This is a genomic window from Pseudomonas sp. NPDC089396 (assembly GCF_044749545.1).
Taxonomy (GTDB): Bacteria; Pseudomonadota; Gammaproteobacteria; order Pseudomonadales; family Pseudomonadaceae; genus Aquipseudomonas.
Genome location: NZ_JBIVIC010000002.1, coordinates 353337 through 377998, shown reverse-complemented (window position 1 = coordinate 377998; position 24662 = coordinate 353337). Strand labels below are relative to the sequence as shown.

The window sequence follows — 24662 nt, the reverse complement described above, 5'->3', positions numbered from 1 at the left end:
GTCAGCTGGCTGTCTTCCCGACCCAAGGACAACCCCCATGGACCGCGTGCGAAACCTCCTGGAGCAGATCCAGGGACGCCTCGACGAGCTGAACAAGGCCGAACGCAAAGTCGCCGAAGTCATCCTGCTCAACCCGCAACAAGCGACCCGCTTCAGCATTGCCGCGCTGGCCCAGGCGGCCAAGGTCAGCGAGCCGACCGTGAACCGCTTCTGCCGCTCGTTCGGCGTCAGCGGCTACCCTGAGCTGAAACTGCAACTGGCGCAGAGCCTGGCCAGCGGCGCGGCCTATGTCAGCCGCGCGGTGGAGGCCGACGACGACCCGGCGGCCTATACCCAGAAAATCTTCGGCAGCGCCATCGCCTCGCTCGACGCTGCCTGCCAGCAGCTCGACCCGCAACAGGTCAGCCGCGCCGTGGACATGATGATCCAGGCCCGGCAGATCCATTTCTTCGGCCTGGGCGCCTCGGCCCCGGTGGCCCTGGACGCCCAGCACAAGTTCTTCCGCTTCAACCTGGCGGTGTCGGCCCATGCCGACGTGCTGATGCAGCGCATGCTGGCCTCGGTGGCCCACACCGGCGACCTGTTCGTGATCATCTCCTACACCGGCCGTACCCGCGAGCTGGTCGAGGTGGCGCGCCTGGCCCGCGAAAACGGCGCCTCGGTACTCGGCCTGACCGCCGCCGGCTCGCCGCTGGCCCAGGCCTGCAGCCTGAGCCTGCATATCCCGCTGCCGGAAGACACCGACATCTATATGCCGATGACCTCGCGGATCATCCAGCTGACCGTGCTCGACGTGCTGGCCACCGGCATGACCCTGCGCCGCGGCGTGGACTTCCAGCCGCACCTGCGCAAGATCAAGGAAAGCCTCAACGCCAGCCGCTACCCGATCGAGGACGACGACCTCAACTGAGCCGGTGGGCCTGCAGCCGCAAGTGGGCGCGCTGCCCTGGCGCCAGGCTCAGGCCTTCGCCGCTGCCGCTGGCCGCCTCGACACAGACGAAGCCCTGGCACTCGCGCCCGGTCACGCCCATCAAGGGGCGGTTGCCGGGGTGCCAGACCACGGTGTCATCGCTGTCGCCGGTATCGATGCACAGCTCACGCTGCCAGGCCGGGTCCTGCAACTGCACCCGCGGCGTACCCGGGTAAACCTTCTGGCAACCGCCCTTGAGCTTCAAGGCGCCGTCCTCACGACAGGCCTGACGATTCAAGCGGTCGTAGCCCTGGATATCCTCTAGCCCAGACAGCGCTATCTCGGAAACGTCACTGATACGCCAGTAGGCCAGCAGCGCATGGCTCAGCTGGCAAGGCTCGCTGTCCTGGTGTTCGGTGCTCAGGCTCAGTTCCATGCGGCTGCCCAGCCGTGCGTGCAAGTCCACCTGCCAGTCGCACAGGTCCAGACGCCACTTCAGGGTCACCCCCTCCTCGTCCTCGCGGCTGTCCAGCAGCTTCCAGTCCAGCAACCGTGCCCAGCCATGGGCAGGCCACAGGTCCTCGCTGGGATGGCGGCCATACCAGGGCCAGCACACCGGCACACCACCGCGAATCGCCCCGACCTGCGGCCATTGCTCGGCGCACCACAGCCACGGCCGTTCGCCGGCGGGTTGAAAGTGCAGCAACTGAGCGCCCTGACGGCTGAAGACTGCCTGGCAACGGGGGTGATCGATGATCAGCACATCGCGCTGCTGGTAACGCTCCCACTCGAATGTCGGCCGGGGCCGTTGCGAGGAAAAGAAGCGATGTAGCGGATGTTCGGGCATGGTTCCAAGCTCTTGTTGTTTGAGATAGCGCTGTCTCGGCCTACCCCCGACAACCACTGCAAACCAGTGGATGCCGGAAGCCGAAATTGGATTGGCGTAAATTTACAACAAATGGGCTCAGAATGACGACTGAATCTTCAGGCCGGCGACCAGCGCGTTATCCACCTCGTCCACCCCGCCCGGGCTCTTGATGTACTGCAGGTTGGGCCGCACGGTCAGCCAGTTGGTGACGTGGAAGCCATAGTAGAGCTCGGCGTTGTACTCGGTACGTTGCAGCGGCACGAAGCCTGGGTTGTCGTAGTCGTCGATGCCGCTCTGGGCATTGAGCAGTTCGGCGCGTTTCTTGACGTCGTCATTCACATGGATGCGGGCCACGCCGAAGCCGATATCGTCCTTGGGCCGGGCATCGAAAGCGCCCTTGTAGACCAGGCCGACCTGCTGGTAGTTGTCGACCACGTTGGTAGCCTGGTCATGCACGGTGAAGTTGGCGAACAGGCTCAGGCCGCGGTTGACGTCGCCGCCATGGGCAGTGACCTGCTGCTGGGCCACCACCCACCAGCCGTGCTTGCTCGAATGCGATTTGAAGTCCCCGCCGGTGAGCGCCTGCGGGTTGCCATTGACGTCGTCGAACACGTCGTCGGCCTTGGCCGTGCTGTAGTAGTAGCCCAGGCGGTATTCGCCGGGCAGATCATTGACCTTCGGCGACCAGACCATCTCCACCGGCAGGATCGCACCCTCGGTGCCGCTGCCGCTGAGCTTGAAGCCGTTGCCCGTCTCAAGGTTCGAGGGGTTCTGCTCGAAGGCGCCGACCTGGACGAAGAATTCCGGGGTGATGTTGTACTTGACCCGCAGCGCCCACTGACTGACCGGCCAGTTGTACCAGATGCCGCCGACCCAGTTGCCCACCTGCGAGCCACAAAAGGCCAGGTTCTGGAAGTCGCAGGGGAAGCTGTTGAAGTCCTCCCCTTCGCCGAAGCGGCCGAATTTCACGTCCAGGGCACCGTCGAAGTACTTCTGCTTGATCCACATCTGGGTCAGGCGCCAGGTCTGGCCACGGCCCCACACCTCCTGCACCGAGCTGAACTGCCCGGCACGCGGGTCGCTGATGCGGTCGTTGGACAGGTTGCGCCCGCTTCGCTCGGTGATCGCCAGCTTGAACTCAGCATCGTGCCAGCCAAGGATCTTCTGCAGGTCAAGGTGCGCGCCAAGGGCGAACTGGTCGCTGTAACGGGCGGTCTTGTCGTCGTTGTAACCGCCATCGAGGTTACCGGCCACCTCACCGACGTAGTCGAGGGTGAAGTCGTAGCCTTTTTCCAGCAGCTCGGTGCGGGTGCCACCCCAGTCGCCGGACATCCATTTCGATTCGCTGGAGAAGGCCTCGGCGGCCTGCAGGCCACTGCTACCGACCATGGCAAGCAAGGCCAGCGAGCCCAAGGTCCAGGTGCGATTGCGCTGTTCCATCCCTTTGCGTCCTCTTTTTTCTTATTGATGGTGTAGACGATGTCAACGGCTCTTGAAGTGAGCCACGTTGTCCTTCACTGATGCGTTGCCCGCGCCCAGGCCCAGGCGTTCACCGCTGGCGGCATCGAACAGCAGCACCCGCGCAGGATCGAACTGCAAGTTCAGGCTGTCCCCGACCCGGCACGTGATGTCCGGAGCCAGACGGCAACAGACCTTGGTCTGGTTGAGGGTGACGAACACCAGCAAGTCCGGCCCGGTAGGCTCTGTGACTTGCACTTCGGCGCGAATACCCGGCAGGCCATTGCCCTCCCCCGTGCCCTGGGTGATCTGCTCCGGGCGAATGCCAAGGATGATTTCACGGCCCTCCAACCCGTCTGCGGCCACACCCAACGGCAACTCGCAACGCGCCTGACCACTGTCGAGCAGGGCCAGCAGACGCCCGTCCTGCCTTGTCAGGCGTACGGGAATGAAGTTCATCGGCGGCGAGCCGATGAAGCTGGCGACGAACTGGTTGGCCGGGTCGTTGTAGATCTGCTGCGGGGTGCCGAACTGCTGGATGATGCCGTCCTTCATGACCGCCACCTTGTCACCCAGGGTCATGGCCTCGATCTGGTCGTGGGTGACGTACACCGTGGTGGTCTTCAGGCGCTGGTGCATCAGCTTCATTTCGGTACGCATCTCGACCCGTAGCTTGGCGTCGAGGTTCGACAGCGGTTCGTCGAACAGGTAGAGCTTCGGCCGGCGCGCCAGCGCCCGGCCCATGGCCACCCGCTGCTGCTGGCCCCCGGACAGCTGCGCCGGCTTGCGCGCCAGTAGGTGCTCGATCTGCAGCAGCTTGGCCACCCGCGCCACTTCCTCGTCGATGGCTGCCTGGGGCATCTTGCGGATCTTCAGGCCGAACTCGATGTTTTCGCGCACGCTCATGGTCGGGTACAGCGCGTAGGACTGGAACACCATGGCGATGTCGCGATCCTTGGGGCTCATGCCGCTGACGTCCTGGTCGTCGATGAGGATCGCACCGCCAGTGATGCTCTCCAGGCCGGCGATGCAGTTCATCAGGGTCGATTTACCACAGCCCGAAGGGCCGACCAGGATCAGGAACTCGCCGTCCCTGATCGACAACTGGATGTCCTTGAGGGTGTCCGGCAGGCCACTGCCGTAGGTCTTGTTCACATTACGAAGTTCAAGCGTTGCCATGACTTACCCCTTGACGGCGCCGGCTGTGAGCCCGCGGACGAAATACTTGCCTGCCACCACGTAGACCAGCAGGGTTGGCAGGCCGGCGATCATCGCCGCCGCCATGTCGACGTTGTATTCCTTGGCCCCGGTGCTGGTGTTGACCAGGTTGTTCAGGGCCACGGTGATCGGTTGCGAGTCGCCGCTGGAAAACACCACACCGAACAGGAAATCGTTCCAGATCTGGGTGAACTGCCAGATCAGGCAGACCATGATGATCGGCGTCGACATCGGCAGGATGATGCGGCGAAAGATGGTGAAGAAGCCGGCGCCGTCCAGGCGCGCCGCCTTGACCAGCGCATCGGGCACACTGACGTAGAAGTTGCGAAAGAACAGTGTGGTGAACGCCAGGCCGTAGACCACATGCACCAGCACCAGGCCGCCAGTGGTACTGGCCAGGCCCAGCTTGCCGAGGGTGAACGAAGCCGGCAGCAGCACGGTCTGGAACGGCAGGAAGCAGCCGAACAGCAGCAGGCCGAAGAACAGCTGCGAACCGCGGAAGCGCCACATCGACAGCACATAGCCATTGAGCGCACCGATGGCGGTGGAAATCAGCACCGCTGGCACGGTGATCATGATCGAGTTCCAGAAGTACCCGCTCACCGTCTCCCAGGCCTTGACCCAGCCGATGCCGGTGACCACCACCGGCCAGCTCAGCAGGTTGCCGCTGCCGATGTCTTCCGGGGTCTTGAAGCTGGTCAGCAGCATCACCACCAGCGGCACCAGGTACAGCAGCACGGCGCCCAACAACACGGCGTGGATGGCGAGTCGGCTCAGGCTCATTTTCGCGGCAGGGCTATGCATGGCGTTTGCTCCGCAACTCCGAGTACAGGTAAGGCACGAGGATCGCCAGAATCGCCCCGAGCATGAGGATGGCGCTGGCCGAGCCCATGCCCATCTGGCCGCGGCTGAAGGTGAACGAGTACATGAACATCGCCGGCAGGTCGGACGAATACCCCGGCCCGCCGGCGGTCATCGCCGCCACCAGGTCGAAGCTCTTGATGGCGATGTGCGAGAGGATCATCAGTGCGCTGAAGAACACCGGGCGCAGGCTTGGCAGCACCACGGTCCAGTAGATGCGCGGCAGGCTCGCACCGTCGATCTGCGCGGCGCGGATGATCGACGGGTCAACGCCGCGCAGGCCGGCGAGGAACATCGCCATGATGAAGCCCGAGGCCTGCCACACCGCAGCGATCACCAGGCAGTACACCACCCGGTCGGGGTCGATCAGCCAGTCCAGGCGAAAGCCCTCCCAGCCCCAGTCGCGCAACAGCTTGTCCAGGCCCATGCCGGGGTTGAGCAGCCACTTCCAGGCGGTGCCGGTGACGATCATCGACAGTGCCATGGGGTAGAGGTAAATGGTGCGGATGAAGCCTTCGCGGCGGATGCGCTGATCGAGCAGCACCGCCAGCAGAACGCCGATGGCCAGGCTGATGGCGATGAACAGGCCGCCGAACACCAGCAGGTTCTTGCTCGCCACCCACCAGCGGTCGTTGTCGAACAGCCGGGCGTATTGCGCAAGCCCCGCCCACTTGTAGGTCGGCAGGAAGGTCGAGGTGGTGAAGGACAGGACGAAGGTCCACAGGATGTAGCCGTAGAACCCCACCAGGACGATGAACATGCTCGGCGCCAGCACCAGTTTCGGTAGCCAGCGCTGAAGCGCGTCCAGGGGTGAGGCCCGCAGTTGGGCGGTTGCTGTAGTCATGGTGTGAGTACCCGGAGCCTGGGCGGCCCCTTTGTGTTGTCGGTACTGGCCTCATCGCCGGCAAGCCGGCTCCCACAGGTACAGCAGCGCCGCGGACAATGTGGGAGCCGGCTTGCCGGCGATGAGGCCGTCAGGTCTTCACTTGGCCGCCTTGACCGCCGCCGCCAGTTTCTTCGCCGCATCGGCCGGGTCGGCCTTGGGGTCGTTGATGTAGTTGGTCACCACATCGAAGAACGCGCCCTGCACGGCCAGCGTGGTGGCCATGTTGTGCGCCATGCTCGGCTGCAGGCCGCCGGTCTTGGCGTCGGCCAGGAAGTCTTTTGCCGAAGTCTGGGCGCAGGCATCGAAGCCGTACTTGCCCATGTCGGCGAGCATGTCGTTACGCACCGGGATCGACCCCTTGTTGGTGCTGAAGACTTTCTGGAAGTCCTGGCCGAGGACCTTGCGCGCGATGTCCTGCTGGCCGGCGGCCGTGCCCGGGTCCTTCTGCTTGAACACCACCAGCGAGTCGATGTTGTAGAGGAAGGCCTGGTCGGTACCGGGGAACGCCACGCACTGGTAGTCCTTGCCGGCAACCTTCTTGGCCAGGGTCCACTCGCTCTTGGCCCAGTCGCCCATGATCTGCATGCCGGCCTTGCCGTTGATGACCTTGGCCGCTTCGAGGTTCCAGTCCTGGCCCTTGCCGTCCGCGTCCATGTAAGTGGCGACCTTCTTCAGCTCGGTCAACGACTTGACCATTTCCGGCCCCTTGAGCGTCGCGTCATCGAGCTCGACCAGGGCTTTCTTGTAGCCGTCCACACCCATCACCGAGAGCACAACGCTTTCGAACACGGTGCTGTCCTGCCAAGGTTGGCCACCATGGGCCAGAGGGATGAAACCTGCGGCCTTGAGCTTGTCGGCGGCAGCGTAGAACTCGTCGAGGGTGGTCGGCGCCTTGTCGATGCCGGCCTTCTTGAACACTTCGGGGTTGATCCACAGCCAGTTGATGCGGTGGATGTTCACTGGCACGGCGACGTAGTCTCCGTCGTACTTCACGGTGTCGGCGACTTTCTTGTCGAGCAGCGTGTCCCACTGCTCAGACTTGGCCACCTCCTTGAGCACGTCGGCATCGAGCAGGCCGGTGGCTGCCCAGTCCTGGATATCCGGGCCCTTGATCTGGGCCACGCCAGGTGGGTTGCCGGCCACGGCGCGGCTCTTGAGCACGGTCATCGCCGTGGCGCCGCCACCACCGGCGACCGCGCCGTCTTTCCAGGTGAAGCCATCTTGCTCGACCTGGGCCTTGAGCACATCGACTGCGGCTTTTTCACCGCCTGAGGTCCACCAGTGCACCACCTCGACGCTGCCTTTCGAATCGGCGGCCAGGGCACTGAGCGGGAAGGCAGAGGCAAGGGAGATCGCGGCAGCGAGACGCAGCGTGGAATTCATTGGAGTACCTTTCTTGTTGTTATGCGGGCAAGTCGGTCGCTTGCATTGCATGGAGTCTAAACAGAGTGCCGGCTGCGCCAGGTAACGAAGCGATGCGTGAATGTCATCGTTTGGTGACATTGCACGCCAAGCCCGTCGCCAGGCTGGGCGCCAGCGCCAGCCCTGGCAGCAGCACGGCTTGATAGGCATGGTAGAGATCCGGCTTGCCGGCCCAGAGGGTCGCGGCAGGCCGATTCGCCGGGTCCAGCTGGTGATGCCAACTGCCGGCACTGCGGTCGATGAAATGACGGTCGATGAACTGCCAGAAGCACTGGTACCACACCGCATACGCTGGCTCGCCGGTACGCTGCAGCAGGGCCGCGGCACTGGCGCAGGCTTCGGCATGCACCCAGTGCAGGCGCTCGCGCACCAGCGGCCGATCATCCCAACCGAGGGTGTAGACCAGGCCTGCTTTACCGTCGACGTTCCACGCCAGCCGGCAGGCGCTGTCGAACAGGCCGCGGGCACACTCCAGCAGCCATTCGGGCGTCGACAGCCCGGCCAAGCGCCGCGCCGCCTCCAGATGCAGAAGCAGGCGCGACCATTCGAACCCGTGGCCGGGTGTGACGCCATAGGGGCGAAACGGGTCGGCAGGGTTATCGCGGTTGTAGTCGACCAAGGGTCGCCAGTGCGTATCGAAATGCTCATTGACGCGAAAGCCGTTGACAGCGGCATGGCGGTAGATGATGCGCTCGGCGATGAGCAGGGCGCGCTCCAGCCAGAGGGTATCGCCGGTGACATCGGCCAGGGCGAGGAACGCTTCGGTGGCGTGCATGTTGCTGTTGGCGCCGCGGTAGGCTTCGGGCCGTTGCCAGTCACTGGCATAGGATTCACACAATGCCCCCTCCTCTTCGTCCCAGAAGTGCGCTTCGATGACCCGGATGGCGTCCACCAGCAAACCTTGCGCGCCATTGGCGCCCGCTACCACGGCGGAGCTGGCGGCCAGGGCGACGAAGGCATGCAGGTAGGCCGCCTTGCCGTTGTCGCCCTGGCCGAAGGGGACGGCGAACCAGCCACCGTTCCGGGCGTCGTGCAAAGGCCCGCGCAGGGCCCTGACGCCATGTTCTACCAAGGCCAGGCAACCGGGCTCAGCCTGCAGGTGGGCCAGGGCGAAGCTGTGGGTCATGCGGGCGGTGATGAGGGTTTCGGCGGTGGCCGTGGGCGGCTGTTGGCCGAGCGCGTCGAGGCTGGCGAAGCCATGGGGCACACGCGAGGCCTTGGCGAAAGACAGCAGGCGCTGGCCTTCGGCCTTGAGCCAGGGCTCGGAGGGGAAATCCAGGAGGTTCATGTACGGCTTCATCCATGCCTGAGGATTGCAGAGTCTAGCCAGCCGTTCTGGCTGGAATGTCACGAAGTCGGGTGGGTAGGTCACCTGGCAGTGACATTTGTGTTGCCTGCGCTGGCCCTATCGCCGGCAAGCCGGCTCCCACAAGGACCCCACTGTTTTCGAGAGCTGTGGTGTACCTGTGGGAGCCCCACAAGGACCCCACTGTTCTCGAGAGCTGTGGTGTACCTGTGGGAGCCCCACAAGGACCCCACTGTTCTCGAGAGCTGTGGTGTACCTGTGGGAGCCGGCTTGCCGGCGATAGGGCCAGTGGCTTCAATCTACCCCGCGCGGCAGGTACAACGTCACCCGCAACCCACCCTCGCGCAAGTTCAGCAAACTCACTTCGCCACCATGGCTGTGGGCAATGTTGCGCGCGATCCCCAAGCCCAGCCCGTACCCCTGCTGTTGCCCGGCCAACCGAAAGTGCGGCTCGAAAACCTGCTCTAGACGCTGCTGCGGAACACCCGGCCCCTGATCATCCACCTGCAGCACGAAGGCATCGGCGCTGTCGATGATGCGCAGGCGCGCCCGCTCGCCATACTTGATGGCATTGTCGATCAGGTTGCCAATGCAGCGCCGCACCGCCAGTGGCTTACCCGGGTACGGCGCCACGGCCCGGCCCTCGACCGTGATTCGGCCATCGCCCAGGTAAGGCTCGGCGAGGATTTCCAGCACCTGGTTGAGGTCGATCGGCTCGATGTTCTCGTGGATGTCGGTGTCCTTCACGCATTGCAGTGCGCCTTTGACCAGCAGCTCCAGTTCGTCCAGGTCCTGGCTGAACTTGGCCTGCAGCCGCTCGTCCTCCAACAGTTCCACCCGCAGCCGCAACCGCGTGATCGGCGTGCGCAGGTCATGGGAAATCGCGCTGAACAATTGCGAACGCTCGGTCAGGTAACGGCTGATGCGCTCGCGCATGCTGTTGAAGGCCCGCCCCACCTCGACCACCTCGCTGCCGCCCCCTTCGGCCACCGGTGCCACATCGGCGCCCAGCGACAGCTCCCGCGCAGCGCGGGCCAGGCGCTTGAGCGGCCAGCTCTGCCAGTGCACCAGCAGGCCGATGAACAGCAACAGCAAGGCGGTGGTGAGCACGATGAAACCGATCTGCTGGCGCGGCAGGCGCTCGGCCTCGAGGCTGGTGTAGGGCTCGGGCAACAACGAGGCGATGTACAGCCACTCGCCTTCATCCAGGCGAATCTGGGTGACCAGTACCGGCGGGTTGAGCGGCTCCAGGGTCAGCGAATAGTGCGCCCAGGACCGGGGCAGCTCATCGAGCTTCAGGCCACTGTTGAAGATGCGCAGGTCATCGGGGCCGACGAACTCCACGGAGATGTCCATCTGCGCGCCCAGGCGCTCGTGCAACACGTGCTGGAACACGTCGATGACCGCCTGCTTGCGTGGCGTGACGGGCAATACCGGCATGTCCAGCGGCTTGTCGTTGAGCGAGACGAAAAAGCGCGTGCCGCCCATGCTGCGCAGTTGGTCGAGCACCATGGGCCGATAGGCCACGGGCAAGGAGCGGAAGTAGCTGACACTGGCGCTCATGGAGTGGGCCAGGCTGCTGGCGCTGGCGCGCAAACCCTGCATTTGGCTGGCGCGCAGCTGGGCGACCCAGATCACGCTGGACAGGCCTTGGGCCAGCAGCACCACCAGCAGGGTCAGCAGCAGCATGCGCCCCAGCAGCGAGCGTGGCAGCAGGCGCCAGCGCCGCTCAGCAGGTGCCGACATGAGCCGCCAACAGGTAGCCACTGCCGCGCACGGTGCGGATCAGCCGCGGTGGTTTTTCGGTGTCGCGCAGGCGCTGGCGCAAACGGCTGACCGCCATGTCGACGATGCGATCCAGCGGCATCGGCTCGCGGCCGCGGGTGGCATTGCCGATGGTGTCGCGGTCGAGGATCTGCTGCGGGTGATCGAGGAACAGCTTGAGCAAGGCGAAGTCGGCGCCCGAGAGGATGACCTCTTCACCATCGCGGTGAAACAGGCGGTGGCTGACCGTGTCCAGGCGCCAGTCGTCGAAGGCCAGCACGGCGCTCGCCGGCGCCGCCTGGCCGAACTCTGCGCGGCGCAGCAGGGCCTTGATCCGTGCCTGCAGCTCGCGCGGGCTGAACGGTTTGCCCAGGTAGTCGTCGGCGCCCAGCTCCAGGCCGATGACGCGATCGGCTTCGTCGGAACTGGCCGTGAGCATGATGATCGGCACCCGCGACTGGCGGGGGTGCTGGCGCACCCAGCGGCACAGGCTGAAGCCGTCTTCGTCGGGTAGCATCACATCGAGGATGACCAGGTCGCAGGGGGTGCTTTCCAGCGCCTGGCGAAAGCCCTGGCCGTCGGCTTCGGCGTGCACCTGCAGGCCCGCGCGGCTCAGGTAGGTTTGCAGAAGCTCACGGATTTCCTGGTCGTCGTCGACCATCAGGATCGTTTTTCCGGCAGTGCTCAAGGTGTCCCGCCCCTATTGTTGTCGCAGGTCTTTTGCCTGCTGCTGCCATTTGGGGCTGCTTTGCAGCCCTTTCGCGACACAAGGCCGCTCCTACAGGCGACCGCGATCCCTTGTAGGAGCGGCCTTGTGTCGCGAAAGGGCCGCAAAGCGGCCCCATTCTCAAATCAATGATCCAGCGCCTGCTGCAACGCCACGCCAGCGCCCAGCAAACCGGAAAACTCCGCCGTCACCAGCCACACCGGCACCCCGTCGAAGTACCCACTCATGCACCCCTTGTCGGCAAAACTCGCCGCAAAGCCACTGCGCAGGAACAGCTCGGCAAAGCGCGGAATCACCCCGCCGACAATATAGACCCCGCCCCGCGCGCCCAGGGTCAGCACATTGTTCCCGGCCACCCGGCCAAGGAACCGGCAGAACTGCTCGACCACCGCCAACGCCCGAGGCTCGCCACCCAAGGCAGCGTCGGTTATCTGCGCCGGAGTCTTGTGCCGGGGCGTGTCACCGTCCAGCACACAAATGGCCTGGTACAAACGCACCAGCCCCCCACCACTGAGCACCGTTTCGGCACTGACGTGGCCGATCTGCTGGTGAATTTGCTGATGGATCGCCACCTCGCGGGCATTGCCCACGGGCAGGTCGACATGCCCCCCCTCGCCCGGCAACGCTTGCCAGTGCCGCTCGCCGAGGCGCAGCAGGCTGCCAACGCCCAGGCCTGTACCCGGGCCAATCACCAGCGCGGGCCGTGACGGATCGGCCTGGCCGGGGCACACTTCGCGAAATTCTCCGTGCTGCAGGCGGGTCATGCCCAAGGCCATGGCCGAGAAATCGTTGATCAGCAGCAGCCGCTCGACCTGCAAGGTCTTGCAGAAGGCGCTGCGGCTCAACCGCCAATGGTTGTTGGTGAAGCGAAACTCATCGCCATCGACCGGCCCGGCCACCGCCAGGCAGACCGCCGACAAGCCACCACGAGCGATGCCCTGGTCGTCCAGGTAAGCCTCGATGGCCTGCTCAGGGCTGGTGTAGTCCGCCGTGGCGAAGACCTTCACCTCATGCAGCTGGTTGTCACGCCACAACGCAAAACGGGCATTGGTGCCGCCGATGTCGCCAACCAGCAAGTCCTTCATTTGAGGTTCTCCAGGCCCGAGGTGAAGGCGCTCGCACCCTGCTCTGCCGGGCTGAACGCCATGCGCATGAAACCGAACAGCTCGCGGCCGCAACCCAGGTCGTTGCCCTGGGGCGGCGCCGGCAGGTCGCGGCTGGCCAGTTCCTCGGCCGACACCAGCACCTGCAACGTGCCTTCGACACCATCGACCCGCACCCTATCACCATCGCGCACCCGTGCAAGCGGGCCGCCGTCGAACGCTTCCGGGCAAACGTGGATGGCCGCCGGGATCTTCCCCGACGCGCCGGACATGCGCCCGTCGGTCACCAACGCCACCTTGTAGCCGCGGTCCTGCAGCACACCCAGGAACGGCGTCAGTTTGTGCAGCTCGGGCATGCCGTTGCAGCGCGGCCCCTGGAAACGCACCACGGCGACGAAGTCGCGCTCCAGCTCGCCGGCCTTGAACGCATCGGCCAGCGACTGCTGGTCGTGGAAGACCCGTGCCGGGGCCTCCACCACCTGGTGCTCGGGGGCCACGGCAGAGACTTTCATCACCCCACGGCCAAGGTTGCCTTCCATCACCCGCAGGCCGCCTTCGGCCGAGAACGGCCGCGCCACCGGGCGCAGGATGCTTTCGTCCAGGCTCTGGTGTGGCCCTTCGCGCCAGACCAGCTTGCCGTTGTCGAGGAACGGCTCCTGGGTGTAGCGGCGCAAGCCGTGGCCGGCCACGGTATTGACGTCCTCGTGCAGCAGGCCGGCATCGAGCAGCTCACGGATCAGGAAGGCCATGCCGCCGGCGGCCTGGAAGTGGTTGATGTCGGCTTTGCCGTTGGGATAAACGTGGGACAGGGTCGGCACCACCTCGGACAGGTCGGCCATGTCCTGCCAGGTCAGCTGGATGCCGGCGGCCTGGGCAATCGCCGGGATGTGCAGGGTATGGTTGGTCGAGCCACCGGTGGCATGCAAGGCGACGATCGAGTTGACCAGCGCCTTCTCGTCGACGATCTCGCCCAGCGGCATGAAGTTGCCACTGGCCTTGGTCAGGCGCGTGACCTGCTGGGCGGCCTCGGCGGTCAGGGCGTCGCGCAGCGGGGTGTAGGGGTTGACGAACGAAGCGCCTGGCAGGTGCAGGCCCATGACTTCCATCACCAGCTGGTTGGTGTTGGCGGTGCCGTAGAAGGTGCAGGTGCCGGGGCTGTGGTATGAGTTCATCTCCGACTCCAGCAGCTCCTCGCGGCTGGCCTTGCCCTCGGCATAGCGCTGGCGTACATCGGCCTTCTGCTTGTTGGAAATCCCCGACACCATCGGCCCGCCGGGCACGAAGAGGGTCGGCAGATGGCCAAAACGCAGCGCGCCCATCATCAGCCCGGGGACGATCTTGTCGCAGATGCCGAGCATCAGCGCGGCGTCGAACATGTTGTGCGACAGCGCCACCGCCGTGGACATGGCGATCACTTCGCGACTGGCGATGGCCAGCTCCATGCCGGGCTCGCCCTGGGTCACGCCATCGCACATGGCCGGCACGCCGCCGGCGAACTGGCCGACCGAGCCAACTTCGCGCAGGGCTTGCTTGATCTGTTCGGGGAAGTGCAGGTACGGCTGGTGAGCGGACAGCATGTCGTTGTAGGCCGAGACGATGGCCACGTTGGCCGCGTTCATCAGCCGCAGGCTCTGCTTGTCTTCGGCGCCGCACCCGGCCACGCCGTGGGCGAAGTTGGCGCATTGCAGGCTGGCCCGCATGGGTCCGTCACTGGCCGCGCCGCGAATCAGCTGCAGGTAGCGTTCACGGGTGGCACGGCTGCGTTCGGTCAGCCGTTGGGTGACCTCAAGGATGCGCGGGTGCATGTACTGGACTCCAGGCTAACGATTAGGGCGGTTTACCGGACATTTCCCCTCCAAACGATTGCGACCTAGGCTCTAGGTAAAGGGCCCGGTGCAACGGCGCAGAGGGATCGCCCGACCACTCGTTGTATGTTTAAACAAAATACTGCCAGCAAAAACGCTTTTTTTCTATCGCTCAGTGAATAATCTTGTAATTCCAACAACAAAACCGTTTCAGTGAAGCTACTTTGTGCCACAGGTTTCACTCGGACCGCCAGAGGTACTGCCATGACCCTACGCATCGCCATCAACGGATTCGGCCGCATCGGGCGCAACATCCTGCGCGCACTGTATACCCAAGGCTACCGCCAGGACCTGCAGGTCGTCGCCATCAACGACCTGGGCGATAGCGCGATGAACGCCCACCTGCTCAAGTTCGACAGCGTGCACGGCACATTCGCTGCATCCGTCGAGTCCGATCACGAGAGCCTGACGGTGAACGGCGACCGCATCGCCGTGAGCGCCATTCGCAACCCGGCCGAACTGCCCTGGAAGGCCGAGGCGATCGACGTGGTGTTCGAATGCACCGGGCTGTTCACCGACCGCGCCAAGGCGGCCGCGCACCTGGCGGCGGGGGCTGGCAAGGTGATTGTCTCGGCGCCGGCCAAGGGTGCCGACGCCACGGTGGTGTACGGGGTCAACCATGACATCCTGCGTGCTTCGCACCAGGTCATTTCCAGCGCCTCGTGCACCACCAACTGCCTGGCCCCGATCGCCCAGGTGCTGCACCGCGAGTTCGGCATCGAGCAAGGCTTGATGACCACCATCCACGCCTATACCAATGACCAGGTGCTGACCGACGTCTACCACGGCGACCCGTACCGTGCCCGCTCGGCCACCCAGTCGATTATCCCCAGCAAGACCGGCGCCGCCGAGGCCGTGGGCCTGGTGCTGCCTGAGCTGGCCGGCAAACTGACCGGCATGGCGGTGCGGGTGCCGGTGATCAACGTGTCGCTGGTCGACCTCACCGTCAACCTCAAGCGCGAGGCCACCGCCGAGCAGGTCAACCAGTTGTTCCTGGAGGCCAGCCTGCACTCCAAGGTACTCGGTTACAACGCCTTGCCGCTGGTGTCGTGCGACTTCAACCACAACCCGCTGTCGTCGATCTTCGATGCCAACCACACCCGCGCCAACGGGCGGATGCTCAAGGTGCTGGCCTGGTACGACAACGAGTGGGGCTTCTCCAACCGGATGCTGGATAACTGCCTGGCGTTGTGTAGCGCTCGCTGATACCGCGTACCTGTTGTTGTAGGAGCGGCCTTGCGTCGCGAAAGGGCTGCGGAGCAGCCCCAGGATTTTTGCAGCGCTGCTGATATCTTGCGGCCGCTCTGCGGCCCTTTCGCGACGCAAGGCCGCTCCTACAGACAATCTTTACCTTTCCCTAACACTTTCAGACTTGACCTACACGCAAGATGATAAGCATTATCATTCACCTTTCGTCGGCCAGGTCCCCTTGTGAGTCAGTCCCGGTTCAATTCCGTCTTCCTCGTCCAGCGCCTTTCCCTGCTGCGTACCCTGCAGCGCATGGTAGGCAACCCCAGCACTGCCGAGGACCTGCTGCAGGAAACCTACCTGCGGGTTTCCCGCGCCCTCGGCGAACGGCCCATCGAGCACCTCGAACCCTTCGTGTTCCAGACTGCCCGCAACCTGGCCCTGGACCATTTGCGCACGCGCCGGGTGCAATCGCGCATGCTGGTCGACGATGTGCCCGACGAGGTCCTGCACAATGTCGCGGCACCGCTTGGCAGTAGCGAAGACGCCGCGCATGCCGAACAGCTGCTCAAGCACCTGAGCGTCAGCCTCAACCAGCTGACCGAGCGCCAGCAGCGGATTTTCATCCTCAGCCGCCTGCACGGCGCCAGCTACCTGGAAATTGCCGAACAATTGAAGGTTTCGGCCAGCACGGTTCAGAAGGAACTGAAACTGATCATGGCCATTTGCATGGGCGTGGCCGACCGCCTCAAATGAGCCGACCGTTGGCCGCCTGAGTGAGCCGAAGCCCTTGCCACACTGCGCCTTAGCCTTGATCATTCGAAAAAATCAATTCAAGGACTCCCCGTGACCGACAGCCCCGTCACTCGCCCGTCTGCCGCCGGGCCCGACGCCCGCGCCCGTGCGATGGATGAGGCACTGGACTGGCTGATTCGCCTGCAATGCGCCACCGACGCCGATACCCTGGCCTTCGAACAGTGGCTCAGCGCGGCGCCGGAAAACGCCGAGGCCTACGTCGAGGCCGAGGCCTTGTGGAACGGCACGCCCCTGCGCCAGGCCGCCACCCAGATGCACCACGGCCGGCGCAAGTCCCTGCGCGGGCGGCTGCGCAGCCATTGGAAACCGCTGGCCACCGCCGCCGTGCTGCTGGTCGGGCTGTTCACCTTCGGCAACCTGCCGGTGCGCCTCCAGGCCGACCACCTCACCGTGGTCGGCGAGCGCCAGCGCCTGGAGCTCGATGACGGTGCCAAGGTGCTGCTCAACACCAACTCGGCATTCGCCAGCGACCTGCGTGAAGGCCGCCAGGTGGCGCGCCTGCTGCAAGGCGAGGCGTATTTCCAGATCGCCGCCGGCGGGCAATTGCCACTGGAAGTGCAGGCCGGCCCCCTGCGCGCCCAGGTACGCGACACCGATTTCGCCGTGCGCTACCTCGATGGCGAGGCGCAGGTTCGCGTGCAACGCGGTGACGTCGACCTGCAAGCGGACAGCGACCAGCGCATCCGCCTCAGCGCCGGCGACAGCATCAGCGTCGGCCCCCAAGGCTTCGGCCAGCGCCAGCGCGCGGACATGCACAAGGACCTCGCCTGGGTCGATGGCCGCCTGGTCTTCGAAAACTGCCCGTTGAGCCAGGTACTGGCCGAAGTGCGCCGCTACTACCCCGGTTGGATCATCAACCGCAACAGCCACCTCGACGACATGGCCGTGACCGGCAACTACCGCCTCGACCAGCCGCTGGAGACCCTGCGCGCCCTGGCTCACATCACCTCGGCGCAGCTGCACGAATACCCTGCCGTGGTCATCCTCAACTGACCTGAGAATTATTTTTACGCGATCGCGCTACTCCGCCCGTCTCGTTATAGCCAATGCAACTGATTCTTGTTTCAAAACAGGAACGGTCATCACCTATAACAGTTCGCGCGTCAGGGAGCGCTTTCGATGTCCACAGGTCCAACTCGCCCGTCCCCCCGTCCCCGCCGTACAGGGCAACTGTCTCTGCTGACACTGGCCCTGCTCGCCAGTGGTGCCTGCAGCCTGCCGGCGCTGGCCGCCGAGCCAGCCCAAGCCAGCAGCCCGCGCATGGGCGACTACCGCTTCAGCATCGCCCAACAGCCCTTGGTCGAGGCGATCAATGTCTTTAGCCAGGTCACCGGCTGGCAGGTTGGCTTCAGCGCCGAACTGGCCGACGGCGTGGCGTCGCCCGGCGTGCAAGGTTCCCTGTCGCCGGAGGCCGCACTCAAGCGCCTGCTGCAAGGCACGGGCCTGGGCTATCGCAAGATCGGCAACGGCAATGTGGTGCTCGAGCGCCAGTCGGCGGGCAGCGCCATCGCGCTGCAGCAGATGACCGTCAGCGCCACCCGTAGCGCCCAGGACGTAAGCCAGGTGCCCAGCACCGTCAGCGTGCAGACCCGCGAGCAACTGGACCGGCAGAACGTCAACGACATCAAGGATCTGGTGCGTTACGAGCCCGGTGTGTCGGTGGGTGGCGTGGGCCAACGCAGCGGCCTGAACGGCTACAACATCCGCGGCATCGACGGCGAACGGATCCTCACCCAGGTCGATGGCGTGTCGATCCCGGACAGCTTCTTCTACGGCCCCTACGCCCAGACCCAGCGCAACTACGTCGACCCGGAAATCGTCAAGCGCGTGGAAATCCTCCGTGGCCCGGCCTCGGTGCTGTACGGCAGCAACGCCATTGGCGGCGCGGTGAGCTACTTCACCCTCGACCCGGACGACATCATCAAGCCCGGCAAGGATGTGGGTGCGCGCCTCAAGACCGGCTACAGCTCGGCCGACGAAAGCTGGCTGACCTCGGCCAGCGTGGCCGGCCGCCAGGGCGACTTCGACGGCCTGTTGCACCTGAGCCAGCGCAACGGCCACGAAACCGAATCCTATGGCGAGCACGGTGGCACTGGCCTGTCCCGCACCGAAGCCAACCCGGAAGATGTGCGCACCACCAACGTGCTGGCCAAGCTGGGTTGGAACTACGCCGACGACGCGCGCCTGGGGTTCACCTACGAGCGCTACAAGGATGACCGCGACCAGAACATCCTCAGCGCCGTGGGCGGTCCGTTCATTCCCGGGTTTGGCGCCATGAACTCCTACCGCATGCGCCAAGGCAACGACACCGTCACCCGCGAGCGCTTTGGCATCAACCACGAGTTCGGCCTCGACAGCCTGGTCGCCGACCACGTCAAGTGGAGCCTCAACTACCAGATTGCCAAGACCGACCAACGAACCGATGAGCTGTATGTCGCCTCGGGACGGCAAGTGTTGCGCGATCGCCAGACCACCTACAAGGACCGCCAGTGGGTGTTCGACGCCCAGCTGGACAAAGCCTTCAACATTGGCCAGACCGATCACCTGCTGACCTACGGCACAACCCTCAAGCATGAAGAGGTGACCGGTTCACGCAGCGGCTCCGGCACCTGCGTGGCCATTGGCGGTGGCTGCACCGCCATCGGGCAGGACAGCCCGCGCGACGGCCAGGCGCTGGTCAGCGACTTCCCGGATCCGACGGTCAACACCTACAGCCTGTTCGTGCAGGATGAAATCCGCTGGAACAACTGGACCTTCCTGCCAGGTGCCCGCTACGACTACACGCGCATGGAGCCGGAGTTCACCGACGAATTCCTGCGCGGTATCCAAGGCTCGGGCACAGCGCCCAGCAACCTCGACGAATCGGACAAGAAATGGCACCGCGTGTCGCCGAAGTTCGGCCTGACCTACGCCTTCAACGACAACTACACCTGGTACGGCCAGTACGCCGAAGGCTTCCGCACACCGACCGCCAAGTCGATGTACGGCCGCTTCGAAAACCCGGGCCTGGGCTACAGCGTGCGCGGCAACCCGGACCTGGAGCCAGAGAAGAGCAAGAGCTACGAAACCGGCCTGCGCGGCAACTTCGATGCCGGTAACTTCAGCGCCGCCGTGTTCTACAACAAGTATCGCGACTTCATCGACGAAGACGCCGTGCAGTCGGCCAACCTGGGCACCACCTTCCAGGCCAACAACATCAAGCACGCCACCATCAAGGGCGCCGAGGTCAAAGGCCGCCTCAACCTCGACCACTTCGGTGCACCGCAGGGCCTGTATACCCAAGGCTCGATTGCTTACGCCAACGGCCGCAACGACGACAACGGCCAGCCGCTGAACAGCGTCAACCCGCTGACCGGCGTATTCGGCCTGGGCTATGAGCAGCCGAACTACGGCGGCCTGCTCAGCTGGACCCTGGTCAAGCGCAAGACCCGCGTCGACGACACCACCTTCTTCGCCCCCGATGGCGCCAGCTCGCAGTTCCGCACGCCCGGTTACGGCGTGCTGGACCTGAGCGGCTTCTACAAGGTGACCGACGACGTCACGGTCAATGCCGGGCTCTACAACCTGACCGACAAGAAGTACTGGCAGTGGGATGACGTGCGCGGCTACGACGGCCAGGGCGAGGCCGCCGTGACCCAGCCGGCCAACCTCGACCGCCTGACCATGCCGGGGCGCAACTTTGCCATCAATGTGGTGTGGGATATCTGACCTGAGCTGATCCGTTCTGGCCTCATCGCCGGCAAGCCGGCTCCCACAGGTGCAGCACAGATTTCGAATCCTGTGACATACCTGTGGGAGCCGGCTTGCCGGCGATGAGGCCAGCACAAACACCACAAGACAGTTTTTTTACTGTCCCAACCCCGCTGTTTCGTCTTGTCACTAGACGCCCTCATTTCCCAAGGACACCCCCATGACCGACCGCCCTGCCCTGCGCTCGCAACGCCTCAACCAGGTCACCCACGCCCCGCACACCGAGCTCGACGCCCTGGTCAAGTCGCACAAGCCGTTCGACAGCCGCGAAAGCTTCGCCCGTTTCGTCGTCGCCCAGTACCTGTTCCAGTCTGAGCTCCAAGCCCTGTACACCGACCCGCAGCTGATCGCCATCGTCCCCGACCTGGCCGAGCGCTGCCGCGCCGAGCAGGCCCGCCTGGACCTCGCCGACCTCGACACCGAAGTCCCGGCAGCGGTCCCCGGCGCCCTGCAGAAACCGAGCCTGGGTGAGGCATTGGGCTGGATCTTCGTCTCCGAAGGCTCCAAACTGGGCGCTGCGTTTCTGATCAAGCGTGCCGTGGCGCTGGAATTGTCGGACAGTTTCGGTGCCCGTCACCTCGGCGAACCGGCCGGTGGTCGCGCCGAAGGCTGGAAGCAGTTCACCCGTATCCTCGATGGCCTGGCGCTGTCGGCCGAAGAAGACGCTGCTGCCGAACGCGGTGCAGTCGCTGCCTTCGAGCGCTTCACCGAACTGCTCAAGCATGCCTACGCCGCAGACGCCGCGCTGGCCTGACACGCACCACCCGGCCGCCCCTCCGGTGGCCGGACCGTTCTACGCAGTGAGACCATGACCCGACCTGCCCGCTCGAAACTGTCGCGCCTGCTGTACGGCATCCTGGCCTACGTGAGCCTGGGCATCGGCCTGGTGGCGATTGTCATCCCCGGCCTGCCGACCACCGAATTCATCCTGCTCGCCGCCTGGGCCGCGACCCGCAGCTCGCCGCAGCTGTCGGCCTGGCTGGAGAATCACCGGCTGTTCGGGCCGATCCTCCATAACTGGCGCAATGGCAAGGTGATCCAGCGCCGGGCCAAGGTCAGCGCGACCGTCAGCATGCTGCTCTGCGCAGGCTTGATGCTGACGTTCCTCGAACATCACTGGCCGGTGTTCCTGGCCATCGCCGGCATGACCCTGGGCAACCTGTGGATCTGGTCGCGTCCGGAACGGCCATGCCCTGCCGTGTCACAAGCTCAACAACCCTGAATACAGCAAGTAGGCCGCCAGCAGCGCACCGGCCAGTACCGCCGCGAAAATCACCTTTTCCCAGGTGGTGAACAGGGGCTGCCCCTGCTCGCGCTTGGCCCGGGCGAACAGGATCACCCCCGGCGCGTAAAGCAACGCTGACAACAGCAGGTACTTCAGGCCGCCGGCGTACAACAGCCAGATGGCGTAGATCAATGCGATGGCGCCGATGAGCAGGTCCTTGCGCCGCAGCGCCGGCTGCTCGGCGTAGCTCTCACCGCGCACGGCCAGCAGCACCGCATAGGCCGCCGACCACAGATAAGGCACCAGGATCATCGACGACGCCAGGTAGATCAGGCTGGTGTAGGTGCCCGCCGACACCAGGGTGATCAGCAGGAAGCCCTGGATCATGCAGTTGGTCAGCCACAGGGCGTTGGCCGGCACATGGTTGGCGTTTTCCTTGGCCAGGAAGCGCGGCATGGTCTTGTCCCGCGCCGTGGCGAACAAGATCTCGGCGCACAGCAGCGCCCACGACAGCAGCGCGCCCAACAGCGAAATGGCCAGGCCGATACTGATCAGCAAGGCGCCCCAGGGGCCGACGATGTGCTCGAGCACCGTGGCCAGCGACGGGTTCTGCAGCCCGGCCAGCTCCGGCTGGGTCATCACCCCCAGCGACAGCACGTTGACCAGTACCAGCAGCGCCAGCACGCCAACAAAGCCGATCACCGTGGCCTTGCCCACGTCCGAGCGGCGCTGCGCCCGCCCGGAATAGACACTGGCGCCTTCGATACCGATGAACACGAACACCGTCACCAGCATCATATTGCGCACCTGATCCAGCACATTGCCGAACTGCGGGTTGTTCAGGCCCCAGATATCGCGGGTGAAGATGTCGGCACGGAAGGCGAACGCTGCGATGACGATGAAGATCAGCAGCGGCACCACCTTGGCCACGGTGGTGACCTGGTTGATGAACGCGGCTTCCTTGATGCCCCTGAGCACCAGGAAATGCACTGCCCAGAGCAACAGCGAGGCGCAGCCGATGGCGACCGGTGTGTTGCCCTCACCGAAAATCGGAAAGTAAAAGCCCAAGGTGCTGAACAGCAGCACGAAGTAGCCGACGTTGCCCAGCCAGGCGCTGATCCAGTAGCCCCAGGCCGAGGAAAAGCCCATGTAGTCACCGAAACCGGCCTTGGCATAGGCATACACCCCCGAGTCCAGCTCAGGTTTGCGGTTGGCCAGGGTCTGGAAGACGAAGGCCAGCGCCAGCATGCCGACCGCGGTGATACCCCAACCTATCAACACGGCACCGGCATCGGCGCGTGCTGCCATGTTCTGCGGCAGCGAGAAGATCCCGCCACCGATCATCGAACCGACCACCAGCGCGATCAATGCACCAAGGCGCAGCTTTTGTCCTGGTTCGCTCATGGCGCTCCTTTTTTCCTGTGTTGTCATACGTTTGAAACAGCCTCGGGGGCCATATGATTAAGCTTGCTTATATAAAAGCTGATTATGAAGGCAAAGCGCTCATAACTGCTTTATCTATCGACCCTACCTGTGAAAATTAGCAGCTATGCAGCATCTAGAAAAGAAACTGATAAAACTCAATATTCTTGTCAAAAATTTGCGAAAGCCCCAAAAAAGGCTAGCTTCAGACATCGCAGGTGCAACAGAGCGTTTGCTCTAGAAGGACATGGAGGTGCCGGTGCATAAGGCCTGCAGCAGAGCTGTCGGCACTCTCCAGGAGTTGCGTGAAGGAAATTTCCTACATCACGCGACCATGAACTGATCTAGGTCATGTCATGGCCTCGGCGTCGGAACTAATCTGTCGTCAACTTTCTCCTGGCAGGAGTTGTTAAATGTCTGATTCGTCCGGAAAACTAAAACTCGGCGCTCTAGTTGCACTTGTCGTCGGTTCAATGATTGGTGGCGGGATCTTCTCGCTACCGCAAAACATGGCAGCAAGCGCCGGTGTCGGCGCGGTATTGATAGGTTGGGGTATTACGGCAGTCGGCATGCTGATGCTGGCCTTCGTGTTCCAGACTCTGGCCAACCGAAAGCCTGACTTGGACGGCGGGGTGTATGCCTACGCCAAGGCCGGCTTCGGTGACTACATGGGCTTCTCTTCGGCCTGGGGCTACTGGATCAGTGCCTGGCTGGGCAACGTCGGCTACTTCGTGTTGCTGTTCAGTACCCTCGGCTACTTCTTCCCGATCTTCGGCGAAGGCAATACCCCGGCGGCCATCATCGGCGCCTCGGTCCTGCTCTGGGCAGTGCACTTCCTGGTGCTGCGCGGTATCAAGGAAGCAGCGTTCATCAACCTGGTCACCACGGTAGCCAAGATCGTACCGCTGGTGCTGTTCGCGTTGATCTGCCTGTTCGCCTTCAGGCTCGACATCTTCACTGCTGACATCTGGGCCACCGGTACACCGGAGCTGGGCAGCGTGATGAATCAGGTTCGCAACATGATGCTGGTCACCGTCTGGGTGTTCATCGGTATCGAAGGCGCGAGCATCTTCTCGTCACGGGCGGAAAAGCGCTCTGACGTGGGTAAGGCCACCGTCATCGGCTTCATCACCGTGCTGCTGTTCCTGGTGCTGGTCAACGTGCTGTCGCTGGGCGTGATGACTCAGCCAGAGCTGGCCAAGCTGCAGAACCCATCCATGGCTGCCGTGCTTGAGCACGTGGTAGGCCACTGGGGTGCGGTGCTGATCAGCGTGGGCCTGATCATCTCGCTGCTCGGAGCCCTGCTGTCGTGGGTGCTGCTGTGCGCCGAGATCATGTTCGCCGCCGCCAAAGACCACACCATGCCGGAGTTCCTGCGCCGCGAGAACGCCAACCATGTGCCGGCCAATGCCCTGTGGCTGACCAACGCCATGGTGCAGATCTTCCTGGTCATCACCCTGTTCTCCAGCAGTACCTACCTGTCGCTGATCTACCTCGCCACCTCGATGATTCTGGTGCCTTACCTGTGGTCGGCGGCCTATGCGTTCCTGCTGGCCATGCGCGGCGAAACCTATGAGCAAGCTGCGAAAGAGCGCAGCAAGGACCTGCTCATCGGCGCCATCGCATTGATCTACGCCATCTGGCTGCTGTATGCCGGCGGCGTGAAATACCTGCTGCTCTCCGCCCTGCTGTATGCCCCGGGCGTGATCCTGTTCGCCAAGGCCAAACATGAAATTGGCCAACCGATCTTCACCAACGTGGAAAAACTGCTCTTCGCAGCCGTAGTCATCGGCGCCCTGGTGGCGGCCTATGGTCTGTACGACGGCTTCCTGACCTTGTGATCCCACGTATTCGCACTAATGGAGGAATGAAC

20 protein-coding genes are annotated in these 24662 nt (G+C 64.1%); 8 read left to right on the top strand and 12 right to left on the bottom strand.

The window, feature by feature from the left end:
* The first annotated feature begins 46 nt into the window (after positions 1–46).
* Entirely contained in the window at positions 47–910 is an 864-nt protein-coding gene (gene hexR / locus ACIPZB_RS04740; RefSeq protein ID WP_177324908.1) for a DNA-binding transcriptional regulator HexR, read from the top strand.
* Here the strand turns inward: hexR and ACIPZB_RS04735 are convergent.
* From ACIPZB_RS04735 to edd, 11 genes are all read right to left on the bottom strand, one after another.
* A complete protein-coding gene (locus ACIPZB_RS04735) occupies positions 903–1757 on the bottom strand; it encodes a D-hexose-6-phosphate mutarotase (protein WP_400639177.1) in 855 nt (284 codons plus the stop codon). The two genes, hexR and ACIPZB_RS04735, sit on opposite strands and share 8 nt — an antisense overlap.
* 117 nt (positions 1758–1874) lie before the next feature.
* A complete protein-coding gene (locus ACIPZB_RS04730) occupies positions 1875–3167 on the bottom strand; it encodes a carbohydrate porin (protein WP_400639364.1) in 1293 nt (430 codons plus the stop codon).
* Positions 3168–3260: 93 nt separating this feature from the next.
* A complete protein-coding gene (locus ACIPZB_RS04725) occupies positions 3261–4415 on the bottom strand; it encodes an ABC transporter ATP-binding protein (protein ID WP_400639176.1) in 1155 nt (384 codons plus the stop codon).
* Between the two features lie 3 nt (positions 4416–4418).
* Complete coding sequence (locus ACIPZB_RS04720; protein WP_400639175.1) at positions 4419–5258, bottom strand: carbohydrate ABC transporter permease; 840 nt, start codon at positions 5256–5258, stop codon at positions 4419–4421.
* Positions 5251–6159: a carbohydrate ABC transporter permease gene (locus ACIPZB_RS04715; protein WP_400639174.1), complete on the bottom strand. Its 909-nt coding sequence runs from the start codon at positions 6157–6159 to the stop codon at positions 5251–5253. The genes ACIPZB_RS04720 and ACIPZB_RS04715 overlap by 8 nt, the downstream gene beginning before the upstream one ends.
* A 138-nt stretch (positions 6160–6297) precedes the next feature.
* On the bottom strand, positions 6298–7584 hold the full coding sequence (locus ACIPZB_RS04710) for an ABC transporter substrate-binding protein (RefSeq protein WP_400639173.1): 1287 nt from the start codon (positions 7582–7584) through the stop codon (positions 6298–6300).
* Positions 7585–7687: 103 nt separating this feature from the next.
* Positions 7688–8911, bottom strand: coding sequence for an AGE family epimerase/isomerase (locus tag ACIPZB_RS04705; RefSeq protein WP_400639172.1), 1224 nt, complete (start codon positions 8909–8911; stop codon positions 7688–7690).
* 312 nt (positions 8912–9223) lie between these two features.
* Positions 9224–10675: an ATP-binding protein gene (locus ACIPZB_RS04700; protein WP_400639171.1), complete on the bottom strand. Its 1452-nt coding sequence runs from the start codon at positions 10673–10675 to the stop codon at positions 9224–9226.
* Complete coding sequence (gene gltR / locus ACIPZB_RS04695) at positions 10659–11354, bottom strand: two-component system response regulator GltR (protein WP_400639362.1); 696 nt, start codon at positions 11352–11354, stop codon at positions 10659–10661. Before gltR ends, ACIPZB_RS04700 begins: the two co-directional genes overlap by 17 nt.
* 191 nt (positions 11355–11545) lie before the next feature.
* A complete protein-coding gene (locus ACIPZB_RS04690) occupies positions 11546–12505 on the bottom strand; it encodes a glucokinase (RefSeq protein WP_400639170.1) in 960 nt (319 codons plus the stop codon).
* Complete coding sequence (gene edd / locus ACIPZB_RS04685) at positions 12502–14328, bottom strand: phosphogluconate dehydratase (protein WP_400639169.1); 1827 nt, start codon at positions 14326–14328, stop codon at positions 12502–12504. Before edd ends, ACIPZB_RS04690 begins: the two co-directional genes overlap by 4 nt.
* A 264-nt stretch (positions 14329–14592) precedes the next feature.
* On the opposite strand from edd, the gene gap reads away from it, so the two are divergent.
* The 6 genes from gap (at position 14593) to ACIPZB_RS04655 (ending at position 21364) form a co-directional block, all read left to right on the top strand.
* Complete coding sequence (gene gap / locus ACIPZB_RS04680; protein WP_400639168.1) at positions 14593–15594, top strand: type I glyceraldehyde-3-phosphate dehydrogenase; 1002 nt, start codon at positions 14593–14595, stop codon at positions 15592–15594.
* Positions 15595–15819: 225 nt separating this feature from the next.
* The gene (locus ACIPZB_RS04675) at positions 15820–16332 is read left to right on the top strand and encodes an RNA polymerase sigma factor (RefSeq protein WP_008094228.1); all 513 of its coding nucleotides are present in this window, start codon (positions 15820–15822) and stop codon (positions 16330–16332) included.
* 90 nt (positions 16333–16422) lie between these two features.
* Entirely contained in the window at positions 16423–17385 is a 963-nt protein-coding gene (locus tag ACIPZB_RS04670; RefSeq protein WP_400639167.1) for a FecR family protein, read from the top strand.
* A 126-nt stretch (positions 17386–17511) separates the two neighbouring features.
* A complete protein-coding gene (locus ACIPZB_RS04665; RefSeq protein WP_400639166.1) occupies positions 17512–20100 on the top strand; it encodes a TonB-dependent receptor in 2589 nt (862 codons plus the stop codon).
* A gap of 202 nt (positions 20101–20302) precedes the next feature.
* Complete coding sequence (locus tag ACIPZB_RS04660; RefSeq protein ID WP_400639165.1) at positions 20303–20896, top strand: biliverdin-producing heme oxygenase; 594 nt, start codon at positions 20303–20305, stop codon at positions 20894–20896.
* Positions 20897–20950: 54 nt separating this feature from the next.
* Positions 20951–21364 carry a YbaN family protein gene (locus tag ACIPZB_RS04655; RefSeq protein WP_400639164.1) on the top strand — a complete coding sequence of 138 codons (414 nt, stop codon included), beginning with the start codon at positions 20951–20953 and terminating at the stop codon, positions 21362–21364.
* Here ACIPZB_RS04655 and arcD (ACIPZB_RS04650) read toward each other — a convergent pair.
* Positions 21344–22771, bottom strand: coding sequence for an arginine-ornithine antiporter (gene arcD, locus ACIPZB_RS04650; protein WP_400639163.1), 1428 nt, complete (start codon positions 22769–22771; stop codon positions 21344–21346). The two genes, ACIPZB_RS04655 and arcD (ACIPZB_RS04650), sit on opposite strands and share 21 nt — an antisense overlap.
* A 431-nt stretch (positions 22772–23202) precedes the next feature.
* Here arcD (ACIPZB_RS04650) and arcD (ACIPZB_RS04645) point away from each other — a divergent pair, with 431 nt between their 5' ends.
* Positions 23203–24630 carry an arginine-ornithine antiporter gene (gene arcD, locus ACIPZB_RS04645; RefSeq protein ID WP_008094240.1) on the top strand — a complete coding sequence of 476 codons (1428 nt, stop codon included), beginning with the start codon at positions 23203–23205 and terminating at the stop codon, positions 24628–24630.
* Positions 24631–24662: the final 32 nt, after the last annotated feature.